The 14177-nt window shown below is 74.4% G+C and carries 7 protein-coding genes; 4 read left to right on the top strand and 3 right to left on the bottom strand.

The features are described 5' to 3' along the window. Window positions 1–53: 53 nt before the first annotated feature. Complete coding sequence (locus ACZ7KX_RS19060) at window positions 54–698, top strand: HNH endonuclease (RefSeq protein ID WP_350521433.1); 645 nt, start codon at window positions 54–56, stop codon at window positions 696–698. A 114-nt stretch (window positions 699–812) separates the two neighbouring features. On the opposite strand, the gene ACZ7KX_RS19055 is transcribed toward ACZ7KX_RS19060, so the two are convergent. Further along, the gene (locus tag ACZ7KX_RS19055) at window positions 813–4688 is read right to left on the bottom strand and encodes a beta-N-acetylglucosaminidase domain-containing protein (RefSeq protein ID WP_470327482.1); all 3876 of its coding nucleotides are present in this window, start codon (window positions 4686–4688) and stop codon (window positions 813–815) included. A 476-nt stretch (window positions 4689–5164) separates the two neighbouring features. On the opposite strand from ACZ7KX_RS19055, the gene malQ reads away from it, so the two are divergent. Both malQ and ACZ7KX_RS19045 read left to right on the top strand, forming a co-directional pair. Next, window positions 5165–7270, top strand: coding sequence for a 4-alpha-glucanotransferase (gene malQ, locus ACZ7KX_RS19050; RefSeq protein ID WP_470327403.1), 2106 nt, complete (start codon window positions 5165–5167; stop codon window positions 7268–7270). Window positions 7271–7415: 145 nt separating this feature from the next. Beyond that, complete coding sequence (locus ACZ7KX_RS19045; protein WP_350521432.1) at window positions 7416–7643, top strand: hypothetical protein; 228 nt, start codon at window positions 7416–7418, stop codon at window positions 7641–7643. 93 nt (window positions 7644–7736) lie between these two features. Here the strand turns inward: ACZ7KX_RS19045 and pepN are convergent, their stop codons facing one another. Together pepN and ACZ7KX_RS19035 are read right to left on the bottom strand one after the other, a co-directional pair. Further along, complete coding sequence (pepN, locus tag ACZ7KX_RS19040; protein WP_470327402.1) at window positions 7737–10316, bottom strand: aminopeptidase N; 2580 nt, start codon at window positions 10314–10316, stop codon at window positions 7737–7739. A 165-nt stretch (window positions 10317–10481) separates the two neighbouring features. Then, window positions 10482–12146, bottom strand: coding sequence for an outer membrane protein assembly factor BamB family protein (locus tag ACZ7KX_RS19035; RefSeq protein ID WP_470327401.1), 1665 nt, complete (start codon window positions 12144–12146; stop codon window positions 10482–10484). A 623-nt stretch (window positions 12147–12769) separates the two neighbouring features. Between ACZ7KX_RS19035 and ACZ7KX_RS19030 the strand changes: the two genes are divergently transcribed. Next, window positions 12770–13948, top strand: a complete 1179-nt coding sequence (locus tag ACZ7KX_RS19030) for an ROK family transcriptional regulator (RefSeq protein WP_470327400.1) — start codon at window positions 12770–12772, stop codon at window positions 13946–13948. Window positions 13949–14177 lie beyond the last annotated feature (229 nt).

Here is a 14177-nt window from a genome sequence, read left to right as displayed (position 1 = left end):
CAACCGCTCGTCCCGGCGCGAGCCACGCGCCGCAGGCGTCCAAGGAGGCATCCGTGCCGCATGTCCTGGTCCTCAACGCGTCCTACGAGCCACTCGGCGTCGTATCGATGCGCCGCGCACTCATCCTGGTCCTCAACCACAAGGCGGTCAGCCTGGAGGACACGGGAGTCACTCTGCACAGCGCCACCAGCGCCCTTCCGGCGCCGTCCGTCGTCCGTCTGACCCGCTTCGTCCGGGTCCCGTTCTGCGGGCCCGTCCCGCTCACCCGCCGGGCGCTGTTCGCCCGCGACCACGGCCGCTGCGTCTACTGCGGGGCCGCCGCCACCAGCGTCGACCACGTGATCCCGCGCAGCCGGGGCGGCCAGCACCGGTGGGACAACGTGGTGGCAGCCTGCCGCCGCTGCAACCACACCAAGGCCGACCGTCACCTCACCGAACTCGGGTGGCGGATGAAGCGCCCACCCGCACCGCCCAGCGGACTCGCCTGGCGGATCATCGGCACCGGCATCAAGGACCCGCGCTGGCGCCCCTACCTGGAACCCTACGGCGGCGGCGACCAGCTGCGCGCCCCGCAGTGGGGCGAGTACGAGCACCACGACCATACCGAGCCCAACCACTCGGTACCGATCGGCCGGGCGCACGGCGCCCACCCCACCCCCGTCCGCCGCGGCGAGCAGCCCGAACCGCTCTCCGCCTGACCCCAGCGACACAAGGGCCCGCCCGTCACACCGCCGGTACGCGCCTCATGGGCCGCCGCGCCCCCCGCAGCGGGGAGCACGGCGGCCCGCCGCGTTCTCGGGGCCCGCGGCCGGCTACGGCTTCGCGGGCGTCGCCGGAGGAGTCGCGGGAGCGGCCGGCGAACCACCCGGCTGTCCCGGCTGAGCGGGCTGCCCCGGCTGGACGGCCGGTGGCTGCGGCTGGGCCGGCGGGGTCACCGCGTACAGCTCGACACCCCACAGCGAGTAGCCGTACTTCGTCGCCCGCGCCACGCCCTGGACCCGGACGAACCGGACGCCGGGCGCGTCGAAGCGCACCGTCTCGTCGCCGCCCTTGCCGTTGTCCACCGTCGCCGCGTCCGTCCAGGAGTTCCCGTCCGCCGAGACCTGGATCTTGTACGCCGCGGCGTACGCGGCCTGCCAGTGCAGCACCGCCGCGCCCAGCCGGGTCGCCTGCGGCAGCTCCAGCCGCACCCAGGCGTCGTCCTTGGCCGGCGAGGACCACCGGCTCTTCGGATCGCCGTCGGTGACCGCCGAGGCCGGGAAGTTCGACGTCTCGTCGCCCGAGGAGGTGGCCTTGGCGCCGAGCGCCAGGTCCGGCCCGCCGGTCGGCGGCACCACGTGCACCTGGAGCACCTGCTTGACGCTGGTCGCCCCGGACACGAACTGCACCGGCACCTGGTACGTCCCGGACGGCGTGCCCGGCGCGGCGGCGACCTGCAGCGGCACGCCCACCCGGCCGCCGCGCGGCACGGTCACCGGGCCGGCCGGGGTCACGGTCAGGCCCTTGGCGGCGACCGGCACCTCGGCACGCAGCTCCCCGGTGGTGCCCTCGGGGCGGCCGGCCTCCACGGTGGCCTGGGTCTTGACCGGCGCGGCCGCGCCGGTGACCACGTCCATGGCGGGGTCGGACAGGCTGAGGCGGGCCGCCGGGGCGTCCGCGTACCAGGGGATCACCTGGTTGACGACCGGCGGGTCGCCGCCGGGCCGCCAGGTCAGCCGGAACGCGTCGGCCACCTGCCCGCCGGCCGGCAGTTCGTTGTAGCCGGGCACCACGGTGCCGATGTCCGCCCAGGTGCCGTCGGCGCGGCGCACCGCGACGGTGGCGGTGGCGCGCACGCCCGGATCGGTCAGCACGGTGAGCCGGTCCAGCGGGCGGGCGGCGCCGAGCTCCACGGTCAGCGGCTCGTCCTGCGCGGTCGGCGCCTTGGCGGCCCGGTACGCGGTGTCCGGGTTGCCGTCCAGCACCGCGGCGGCGGAGGAGCCGGGCAGCGCGTCGGGCCCGCCGGTGACGCTCGCCGGGGACTCGTCCGGGGCGGTGACGGTGAACTCGCGCACCGCGACGGCGGTCTTCTGCGCGGCGGTGGCCCGCAGCCGCACCGCCCGGACGATCGTGCCCGGCGGGAGCTGGGCGCTGACCGTCTTCTGGTTCTTGACGACGGCCAGCTGCTTCCAGCCGCCCTCGCCGGTGGAGTACTCCAGCACGCCGTCGCGGATGTAGTCGTCCACGGCGGTCCGGGCGTCCGGGCCGTTGCCCCAGCTGCCCATCAGCACGGTCACGCCGCTCACCGGGCGGCCCGCGCCGAGGTCCAGACCGACCGCGTCGCCGGGCTGCGGGGGAGCGGAGCTCCAGTAGAAGGTGTCCGCCACGCCGTCGGCCATCAGCGCGGGCAGGTGGTCCTGGGCGGTGCCCAGGGTGGTGGTCGCGGTGACCCCACCGCTGACCACGCCGGCCCAGTTGTCGGCGGCGCGGACGGCGCGGTCCAGGAACGGGGCGAGCACCCCGGCGCCGATGGTGGCCGGGGACCGGTCCAGCTGCTCGCGCAGCCGGTTGAGCTCCACCCGGGCCTTCCAGGCGGCCGCGCCGTCGCCACCGTGCTGGGCGAGCAGCATGTTCAGGGCGGCCTGCCCGGCCAGCCCGTAGTCGCGCAGCGGGCCCAGCCACGGCGCGGCCTCGCCGGCCAGCTGGGCGGTGGCCGGGGTGCCGGCCAGCGTCTGCTGGGCGGTGGCCATCGCGGCGAAGGCGTCGCGCAGCGGGGCGGCGGCCTCTATCAGCCTGGCGAGGTCGGGTGCCGCGCCGGAGGTGGGCTCGGCGGCCGCCCAGAAGCGGTCGAGCAGCGGCGTCAGGTAGCCGGACTCCTGCTTGGACAGCGGGGAGGAGATGCTGTTGCCGGCCAGCGCGGTGACGGCGGGCAGCGCCGACCCGGCGGGCGTCGCGGCGGCGCCGGTCGGCCCGGCCAGCGTGCGCACGGCCGCCTGCCAGGACTCGTCCGACTTGTAGCCGACGGGGTTCCAGGCGAAGTCGCCGGCCGTGGCGATGGCTATCCGCGAGGCGATCGGCTGCTGCATCGCACCGGTCAGCATCACCGCCGAGCGGGTGGCCACCCCCGGGTCGCGCCCGGTGTAGGCGCCGAGGAAGAGCCGGTCCGGGCTGGCGTCGTTGACCGGGTAGTTGTCCATGGTGACCAGCGGGTGCCCGTACAGGTCGGCGGTGTCGGAGGCCTGAGCGGTGGTGATCTTCTCCGGGATCACCCCGACCCCGCTCCAGGCGACCTGCACGTTCGCCGGCAGCGCCGCGGCCAGCGCCTTGCGGTACGGCGTGGCCCCCTGCTGGTGGTACTCGGTCGGGACGACGGACAGCGGCGCCAGGCCCGGGTTCCGGGCGATCAGCCGGTCCTGCACCTTCTTCACCAGCTCGGCCTGCGCCTTGGCGGCCGCGGCGGGCCCGGTGCCGTACTCGTCGCGGTCGTCGCCGCAGTGCCACTCGTCGTAGCTGACGTCCAGGAACTGCAGCTGGAAGGCGCCGAAGCCGAGCTTGCGCAGCCCGTCCAGCTTGGCCACCAACGCGTCCACGTCCTTGCCGGAGCTGAAGCAGAGGGACTGCCCCGGGTCGATCGCGTAGCCGAGCGTGACGTGGTTGCGCCGCGCCCGGTCGGCCAGCTCGCGCAGCTCGTCCGCCTGCGCGGCCGGGTAGGCGTTGCGCCAGCGGGAGAGCCGGTACGGGTCGTCACCGGGGGCGTAGAGGTAGAAGTTCTGCTTGGAGCGGCCGAGGAAGTCGACCTGGTCCAGCCGCTGCTGCGCCGTCCACGGGGTGCCGTAGAACGCCTCGGCGGTGCCGCGCACCGGCGCGCCGCTGGGCCAGTCCCTCAGCGTGATCCCGGGCAGGCCGAGCCCGTTCGCGCCCGCCGCCTGCCCCTGCCCGGCCGGCACGGCGGCGAGCAGCTGGCGCAGGCTCTGCGCGGCGTAGAAGGTCCCGGTGGAGTCCGTGCCCGCCAGCACCACGGCGCCGTACGTCCCGCCGCCCTGGGCGGGCAGCTGACCGGCCGACAGCACGTACCCGCCGGCCGGCAGGTTCGCGGTCGAGGGCGCGGTGCCCTCCTTGCCGCCGGCCGCGGTGCTCAGCTGCCGCAGCACGCGGTCCACCTCGCCGTCGGCGCCCTCCGAGGGCCCGCCGACGTACACCACCAGCGAGCCGGCGGCCGGCGTTCCGCCGTCCGCCTGCGGCGTCACCTCGGTCGCCCCGGCGACGTTCAGCACCTCACGGACGGCCAGGACCGCGCCGATGTCCGCCTTCGGCGAGGCCACCAGTGTCACCGCGGCCGGCACCACGACCGCCTTGCCCGCCACCGTCTTCTCCTGCGGCCGCGGGAACACCTGAGGGTCGGTCACGCTCCCCAGCGGCGTCTGCGGCGCGGTGGACACCACGTCCGGCCCCGGCGTGGCCGCGTACGCCGCCGACGGCAGCGGCCCGGCCAACAGCCCGCCGACCACCGCGGCGGTCGCCACCCCGGCCGCGATCTGCATCGCCCGCCGCCCGGGACGCCCGGCCGCGCGCTCCGCCCGCACCGAGGCCAGCAGCGGCTCCGTCCCCTTGAGGTCGGCGATCAGCCGGTCCGCCGTCCTGGGCGCCAGCTGACGGCACGTCCGTGCCGTCGCCCGCCGTGCGGCCAGCGCCGCCGGGTGCTGCAGCACCTCACGCAACGCAGGACTCTGCTCCAACTGGGACCGCAGGCGTCGCCCGGCTGCGACGGACACTCGGGCTTGCACAGGAGCCTCCTCGCCAGGCCAGGACCACAACGCGAGCAACCCCACCAGGTACCCAACCCGGTGTCAACGCCGTCGACGGCTATGCCGATCTTGCCCCGATTCATCCCCTCGCGGGGCCCTCCAGAGCCCCTCCCCGAACTCTCCTCGAACCCTCCTCCAATCCTGTCCGAAGCCGCCCCGGACCGGCGCCGTGAGGTGCGGCGATGCGTCAGCCGCGGCCGGTGGAACGGGAAGTGGACGGGGAGGCGGGACGGCCCGGAGACGGTCCGTCGCCGACGGTCGCCGGCCCCGCCGTGCCGGACCGCCCGATCCGCCGTGTCGCGCAGCGTCGTCGGGCGGTTACCCGGGTAGGACTTGGGGAGTCCCGACCGGGCGTTGCCGAGACATCGCAGGAGCCGCGAGTGGCCGCTTACCACGACAGTGACGGAGCCGAGCAGGTACCGGCGCAGGACGCCCCGCCACCGCCCGCCGAACTGGTCGCGCTGGCGCAGGCGTACGGGGTGGACACCCGGCACCCCGGGCCGGGCGGACGGGCGGTGGGGGCGCGGACCCTGGTCGCCGTGCTGGCCGCACTGGGGGTGGCGGCCGGGACGTCGGAGGAGGTGCGGGAGGCGCTGGAGCGTCACCGGACCGAGCAGCGCGCCCGGTTGCTGCCGCCCACCGTGGTGGTCCGGCAGGGCCGGCGCACCGCCCTGGACGTCCCCGCGGACGCCCGGCTGCACGTGGAGCTGGAGGACGGCGGGAGTTGGGAGCTGCCGTGCGGGCACTCGCACTGGCTGCCCGCCGACCTGCCCCTCGGGCGGCACACCCTCAAGGCGGAGTCCAACGGCGCGAAGGCCGAAGCGGCGCTGATCGTGGCCCCGCAGGAGGTCCCCCGACTCCCCGGCCGCAGCTGGGGGTTCCTCGCCCAGCTGTACTCCGTCCTCTCCGACCGCTCCTGGGGCATGGGCGACCTCGGCGACCTCGCCGAACTGGCCCAGTGGGCGGGCGCCGACCTCGGCGCGGGCTTCGTGCAGATCAACCCGCTGCACGCGGGGCTCCCCGCCACCCCCTCCGACCCGTCCCCGTACCGCCCCTCCTCCCGCCGCTTCGCCGACCCGGTGCACCTGCGGATCGAGGCCGTCCCCGAGTACCCGTACCTCGACGGCGAGCAGCGCGCCCGGGCCGAGGAGCTGACCCACCGGGCGGCCCGCCTGCGCGACGAGGTCCTCGGCCACGACGGCCTGATCGACCGCGACGCCGTCTGGGCGCTGAAGCGCGAGGCCCTGGAACTGTTGCACGAGGTGCCGCGCGGGCCCGGCCGGCAGGCCGCGTACGAGGCGTTCCGGCGCCGGGAGGGCGAGTGGCTGCGCCGGCACGCCCTGTGGAACGCCCTGGCCGAGGTGCACGGCGCCGACTGGCACCACTGGCCGAAGGGCCTGCGTCACCCGGACGGCCCACACGTCGAGCAGGCCGGCAAGGAGCTCCGGGACCGGGTCGAGTTCCACCACTGGCTCGCCTGGCAGGTCGACCAGCAGCTCGGCCACGCCCAGCGCGCCGCCCGCGAGGCCGGCATGCCGGTCGGCCTGATCCTCGACCTCGCCGTCGGCGTCCACCCGGACGGCGCCGACGCCTGGGCCCTGCAGGACGTCCTGGCCGGCGGCATCTCGGTCGGCGCCCCGCCGGACGCCTTCAACGCCCACGGCCAGGACTGGGGCCTGCCGCCCTGGCGCCCGGACGCCCTCGCCGAGGCCGGCTACGCCCCGTACGCGGACCTGCTGCGGGCGGCCGCCCGGCACGCGGGGGCCCTGCGCATCGACCACGTCATGGGCCTGTTCCGGCTCTGGTGGGTGCCGGCAGGGCACCCGCCCACCGAGGGCGCGTACGTCCGTTACGACGCCGAGGCGATGCTCGGCGTGCTGGCCCTGGAGGCGCACCGGGCCGGGACGGCGGTGATCGGCGAGGACCTCGGCACGGTCGAGCCGGGCGTCCGGGAGGAGCTGGCGGCGCGCGGGGTGCTCGGCACCTCCGTGCTCTGGTTCGAACGGGACTGGCAGGCCGGCGGCGGCATCCTCGCCCCGGACCGCTGGCGGCCGGGCTGCCTGGCCACCCTGACCACCCACGACCTGCCGAGCACCGCCGCCCGGCTCTCCGGGGAGCACGTCGAGCTGCGCCACCGGCTCGGCCTGCTGGCCCGCCCGCTGGGCGAGGAGCAGGAGGAGGCGGCCGGGGAGCTGGCGGACTGGCGGGCCGCGCTGGCCGCGCAGGGGCTGCTCACCCCGGACGAGCCGCTGTCGATGCCCGCGCTGTACCGCTTCCTGCGGGCGACCCCGGCGGAGCTGGTCGGCGTCTGGCTGCCGGACCTGATCGGGGACCCGCGCCCGCAGAACCTGCCGGGCACCTGGGACCAGTACCCGAACTGGCGCCTCCCGGTCGCCGACGGCGCCGGCGCCCCGGTCACCCTCGACCGCCTCGCCACCACCCCCGCCGCCCGCGTCCTGGCCCACCTGCTCGCCCTGCCCCGTTGACCCGACGGCCCCGCGCCGCACGCGGCACCCCCGCCGCGTGCGGCCACCCCTTCCGGCCCCGCCGTCACCACCCGGCGCACGCCCCCCGACCCACCAGGCCGACCCCGACGCGCGCCCTCCCATAAGCGGCGGGTAAGTTGGAAACGTGGACAAGAGGAACGCTTTGCGAGCCGGCGCGGTCTCCGCAACGGTCACGCTGATGATGCTGCTGTCGTCGCCCGCCATGGCCTACACCAGGGACGACGGCGATGACCCCGGTACCGGCCTGAGCCTCGGCCAGACCCTCGGCCTGTACGTGTTTCTCCCGATCGTTCTCTTCGTGGTGATCGCCGCCCTGGCCGGCCTGCCCTACGGCAAGACCAAGAAGAAGTAACCACCCCGCGCACGGAGTCCACCCGGACCCGCACAACCCCGAAGGGGCGCCGGACGATCCCGTCCGGCGCCCCTTCGGGTTGTCCGCGCCCCGTCAGCGAGCGCCCGCCGCACGGTCGGCCGCCTGGGCCTTGAGCGCGCGCTCGATCCCGGCCCGCGACTCGACGACCTGGCGCCGCAGGGCCGGAGCCGGCTCGGCCGAGGCCAGCCAGGCGTCGGTGGCCTCCAGCGTCCCGGTCGTCACCTGCAGCCCCGGGTACAGCCCGACGATGATCTGCTGCGAGATCTCGTGGCTGCGGGTCTCCCAGATGCCCTTGACCGCCGCGAAGTACTTCTCCGCGTACGGCGCGAGCAGCTCGCGCTGGTCGGACTGCTGGAAGCCGGCGATGACGGCCTCCTGGACGTAGTTGGTCAGCGTGTCGGACTCCACCACCGACGCCCAGGCCTCCGCCTTGGCCTCGGCGGTCGGCCGGGCGGCGCGGCAGGTGGCCGCGTGCTCCTGGCCGGCCGCGGTGTTGTCCCGCTCCAGCTCGGCCGCGATCGCGGCCTCGTCCGCCCGGCCCGTGGCCGCGAGGCGGCCGAGCAGCGTCCAGCGCAGCTCGGTGTCCACCGCGAGGCCCTTGATCTCGACCGAGCCGTCCAGCAGACCGGCGAGCAGTCCGAGCTGACCGTCCGTGCGGGCGACCGAGGCGAGGGCGCGGGCCCAGGCCAGCTGGTGGTCGCTGCCGGGCTCGGCGGCGCGCAGGTGCTCCTCGGCGGCGGCGGCCCAGCGGGAGAGGCCCTCCTCGCGCCAGTCCGGGTCGGCGTACGCGTCGAGGGCGAGCTTGACCTGGCGCTGCACGGACTGCACGACGCCGATGTCGGACTCGCGGCCGATGCCGGAGAGCGCGAGCGACAGGTAGTCGCGGGCGGCGAGTTCGCCGTCGCGGGTCATGTCCCAGGCGGAGGCCCAGCACAGCGCGCGGGGGAGCGACTCGGTGAAGCCGCCGAGGTGCTCGGTGACGACGGCCATCGAGTCCTCGTCGAGCCGGATCTTGGCGTACGACAGGTCGTCGTCGTTCAGCAGCACGACGGCCGGACGGTGACGCCCGACCAGCTCCGGCACCTCGGTGCGCGGGCCGTCGACGTCCAGTTCGATCCGGTCGGTGCGCACCAGCGCGTCGCCGTTCAGCTCGTAGAGGCCGATCGCGATGCGGTGCGGCCGCAGCACGGCCTCGCCCTTGGCGCCGGCGGGCAGCGCGGGGGCCTCCTGCAGCACGGCGAAGGACTCGATCTCGCCGTCGGTGTTCAGCGTGACGGCGGGCCGCAGCACGTTGATGCCGGCGGTCTCCAGCCAGGACTTGGACCAGGCCTTGAGGTCGCGGCCGCTGGCCTCCTCCAGGGCGCCGAGCAGGTCGCTGAGCCGGGTGTTTCCCCAGGCGTGACGCTTGAAGTAGGCCTGCACGCCCTGGAAGAAGGCGTCCTGGCCGACGTAGGCCACCAGCTGCTTGAGCACCGAGGCGCCCTTGGCGTAGGTGATGCCGTCGAAGTTGACCTGGACGTCCTCCAGGTCGTTGATGTCGGCCATGATCGGGTGGGTGGACGGCAGCTGGTCCTGCCGGTACGCCCAGGTCTTCATCTGGTTGGCGAAGGTGGTCCACGACTGCGGCCACTTGGAGCCGGGGGCCTCGGCCTGGCAGACGGCCTCGGCGAAGGTGGCGAAGGACTCGTTCAGCCAGAGGTCGTTCCACCACTCCATGGTGACGAGGTCGCCGAACCACATGTGGGCGAGCTCGTGCAGGATCGTCGCGGCACGGGCCTCGTACGCGGCGTCGGTGACCTTGGAGCGGAACACGTACTGGTCGCGCAGGGTGACGGCGCCCGCGTTCTCCATCGCGCCGGCGTTGAACTCCGGGACGAACAGCTGGTCGTACTTCGCGAACGGGTACGGGAAGTCGAACTTCTCCTGGAAGTAGTCGAAGCCCTGCTTGGTGACCTCGAAGATGGCCTCCGGGTCCAGGAACTCCCGCAGCGAGGGCCGGCAGTAGACGCCCAGCGGCACCTTCTGCTCGCCCTTCTCGTAGCTGTCGAAGACGCCGACGTACGGGCCGGCGATCAGCGCGGTGATGTAGCTGGAGATCCGGCCGGTGGGCTCGAACTCCCAGACCTGGGTGTCGCCGTCGCCGACGGGGGTCGGGGTCGGCGAGTTGGAGACCACGACCCAGCCCTTGGGGGCGGTCACGGTGAACCTGAACGCGGCCTTCAGGTCGGGCTGTTCGAAGGTGGCGAAGACCCGGCGGGCGTCCGGCACCTCGAACTGGGTGTACAGGTAGGTCTCGCCGTCGACCGGGTCGACGAACCGGTGCAGACCCTCACCGGTGTTGGTGTACGCGCAGTCGGCGACGATCCGCAGCTCGTTCTCGGCGGCCAGGTTCGGCAGCGGGACGCGGCTGTCGGCGAAGCTCGCCGGGTCGAGCGACGCCCCGTTGAGGGTGATCTCCTCCACGCTCGGGGCGACGAGGTCGATGAAGGTGTCCGCGCCGGGCGTGGTGGCGGTGAACCGGACCACGGTGGTGGACCGGAAGGTGCCTCCCTCGCGGGCCGAGCCGAGGTCGAGCTCGATGTCGTACGCGTCCACGCGGAGGAGATCGGCCCGGGTGCGGGCCTCCTCGCGGGTCAGGTTTGTGCCGGGCACTCGCTGCACTCCTTTGTCAGGCGGATGTTCCGAATCCTCGCATGTCCAACGCATGGGTCCGCCGAAAATTCACGGGCGGGGCGGGTACCGGCTGTTCGCCCGTACCCGCCCCGCCCGTGTGTCGTCGTGGCCCCGTCGGCCCCGACGGGGGTCATGCCCCCGGCGTCACTTCTTCCACTTGGTCAGCGGACCGTCGGTGGAGCTGTAGCGACGGAAGGCGTACACCGCGCTGCCGTCGTCGGAGATGACGTACTCGGAGGTGCTGCTGCCGATGTCCAGGCCGTTCGACATGGCGATGGTGCCGATGTCGGTCATCGAGCCGTCGGTCGGCGAGAGCGTCACCAGGCGGGCCGGCTTGTCGTAGCCCTGCTCGACGACGGCGCGGACCTTCCCGTCCTTGTCGGTGCCCGAGACCAGGCGGATGTCGTTGCTGGTCGAGGAGGTGGTGGCCGCCCACAGGCGCTTGCCGGTGTTCAGGTCGTAGGCGTTGATGCCCGGCTTGGTGCTGCTGACCTGGACGTACAGGGTGGAGCCGCTGACCACGTTCCGGGTGAGGGCCTCGTCCTGGCCGGACAGGCGCAGGCTGTCCGAACCGGCTTCCTTGACGGACATCTGGTTGCCGGGCTTGTTGTCCTTGTCGAACGGCAGGACGTAGTCGCCCTGCGGGCCGCTGGACATCAGGAGGACGAGCGGCTTGTCCGAGACGACCTGGTCGACCTGCTCGATCTGGCCGGTCAGGGTGATCGGCGTGCTGGCCGCCTTGCCCGTCTCGGCGTTGACGATGACCAGCTGCGACTTGGGACCGCTGCCGCCGTAGCAGCGGTCGCTGACGGCGATCTGGACGCCGGCCGCGCGGCCGCGCACGCTGCAGTCCTTGTCGCGGGGCTGGTACTGCCAGGCGGGCTGGCCGGTGGCGATGTTCAGCGCGCCGACCATGTTGCCGCCGATGGCGACGACGTTGTCGGTGACGCTCAGGGTCGGCGAGGACATCCGGTCGGCCGAGACCTTGGCACTCCAGAGCAGCTTGCCCTGGTTGAGGTCGACGGCGCCGACGGTGGAGCAGTCGCTGTCACCGGTGTTGAAGGAGATCGCGGCGACGCCCTTGGAGTTGGCGCCGTACGAGGCGGTGCACAGCTCCTTGACGCCGGAGGGGACCGGGATGGTCCAGGCCTCCTTGCCGTCGGTCAGGTTGTAGGCCTTGATGCCGTTGCTGTCGACGCGGACGGCGAGCTTGTCGGTGCCCCAGACGCCGAGCATCTGGTTCGAGGCGTCGGTGCTGGCGCCCTTGGGGGCGCTCCAGGCGACGTTGAAGGTGGCGCCCTTGGTGACGGGGCCGGGGGAGGAGGTGGTGTCCCCGGAAGTGCCGCCGTCGCCGGTGCTGCCGGTGGAGACGGGACCCGGGCCGGGCGTGGGCGTGGGGTCGTCCTTGAGCAGGACGACCAGGGCGACCACGATCGAGATCGCCAGCACGCCGCCGATGATCCCGCCCCACAGCATCACGGGGTTGCGCTGCTTGGGCGCGGTCGGCGCACCGGGGTAGCTGTACCCGGGCTGCTGCTGCGGGAAGTTGTAGCCGCCGGTGTTGTTGTAGCCCTGCCCGGCGTCGGGGGCGCCGTACGGGGAGCCGGGGACGGGGTCGTACGGGCCGACCGGGGCGCCGGGCGGGGGCGGTGGGGCCTGCGCGGGGAAGCCGCCGGCCGCGGTCGGCGCGTACGCCGCGTAGTCGGCGCCGCCGACGGGCGGCTGGGCGGGCGGTGCCGGCGGCTGCGCGGGCGGCGGCCCGGCGGGGGCGGCCTGGCCCGGCACGGCCGAGCCGTCGAGCTGCGTCATCTGGTCCGCGACGGCGGCCGGATCGACACCGCCGCCCGGCGGGCGTCCGAACGAGACGCCCCGGTTGTCCTGCGGACCGTTGCCGGGAGTTTCGCCTGCCCCCGGCGTAGGGTGATCCCCTGCCATCTGATTCCCCGTCATGTCTGGAAGTGCCCCCTGCCGGTACCGTCCGCGGTTCCGGTGGGACGGGTGAGAATTGGGCACCATGCTAGTGGTGTGTGGATTTCGGCCGCTGCCAGGACCGTCGAACCCCGTCCCCGCAGGTCCAGGCCGTGCAACACCTTCACCCCCCGATCACCCGGCCCCCACCCCCGACACCACGGCGTGACCCCGGCGGCCCGCCCGCCCGGCTCCCGGGCCGACCGCACCCGCCGCTGTCACCCGTCGGCATCACCCGTCCGGCTCACCCGCCCCAGGCGGCCGTCCTCGCCGCGCCCGCCGCTGCGCCGGTCCCGGACCGGCGCCCGCCGCCCGGTCGTCTCCACCTCCGGTCCACCTCCGGTCCACCTCCGATCCGCCTGCGAACCCTCCCCGTCGACATCCCCGCCCGGCCCCCGGGCCGTACCCTTCAGGAGTTGAAGGGGACACCCGGCGGAGGGGTCCCCGCCCTGGGAGGGTGGATCATGTCGACGGACACACCGGGCTCGCAGTCGTCCCTGCACCGGGCGAACCTGGAGCGGGTGCTGCGCGCGGTGCGGATGGCCGGCTCGCTGACCCAGGCCGAGATCGCCCGCGGCACCGGTCTCTCCGCGGCCACCGTGTCCAACATCGTGCGGGAGCTGAAGGAGAGCGGCACCGTCGTGGTCGCCGACACCTCCTCCGGCGGCCGCCGGGCCCGCAGCGTGTCGCTCAGCGGCGACGCCGGCATCGTGGTCGGCATCGACTTCGGCCACACCCACCTGCGGGTCGCGGTCGGCAACCTCGCCCACCGGGTGCTGGCCGAGGAGAGCGCCCCGATCGACGTGGACGTCTCCGCCCAGCAGGGTTTCGACCGCGCCGAGGCGATGGTCGAGCGGCTGCTGGCGCAGGCCGGGTTCCGTTCGGACAAGGTGATCGGCGTCGGCCTCGGCGTGCCCGGCCCGATCGACGTGGAGACCGGCGCGCTGGGCTCCACCGCGATCCTGCCCGGCTGGACGGGCATCGCCCCGGGGCGGGAGCTGGGCGAGCGGCTCGGCATGCCGGTGCACGTGGACAACGACGCCAACCTCGGTGCGCTCGGCGAGCTGGTCTGGGGTGCCGGCCGCGGCCTGAGCGACCTCGCCTACATCAAGATCGCCAGCGGTGTCGGTGCCGGCCTGGTCGTCAACGGCCAGATCTACCGCGGCCCGGGCGGCACGGCGGGTGAGATAGGGCACATCACGCTGGACGAGGCCGGGCCGGTGTGCCGCTGCGGCAACCGCGGCTGCCTGGAGACCTTCGTCGGCTCCCGCTACCTGCTCTCCCTGCTCAGCTCCACCCTCGGCCCGGACCTCACGCTGCCCCGGGTGGTCGAGCTGGCCCACCAGGGCGACCTCGGCTGCCGCCGGGTGATCGCCGACGCCGGCCGGCAGATCGGCACCGGTGTCGCGACCCTGTGCAACCTGCTCAACCCGCGCCGGGTGATCCTCGGCGGCGACCTCGCCGAGGCCGGTGAGCTGGTGCTCGCCCCGATCCGCGACTCGGTGGCCCGCTACGCGATCCCCAGCGCCGCCCGGCAGCTATCGGTGGTCCCCGGCACCCTCGGCGGCCGCGCCGAGGTGCTCGGCGCGCTGGCGCTGGTGATGAGCGAGATGGGCGAGTCCGGCGCGCTGGGCCGCGTCTAGCACCGCCGGAGCCGAGCCCGGCGGCGGCGTCCGTCGTAAAGGCGTCCGAACGCCCGTCCGTCAATCTGCGGTGACCCGCATCCCCCGGCCGACCTCCCGGAATGGCGGTAGCCGAACGGTGGCACCGGGCGCGCCGCTCGGTGTCCGGCAAGCGGACATTAGACTCGACCGGTCGGTACCGGCCGCGACCGTCGGCCTGCCGCCGGACCGGGCAGCGACGCCCGTCGGA

The organism is Kitasatospora sp. NPDC038210, assembly GCF_055600605.1.
Note: the sequence above shows the minus strand (reverse complement) of the source record. Positions and strands in the feature narration are given on the sequence as shown.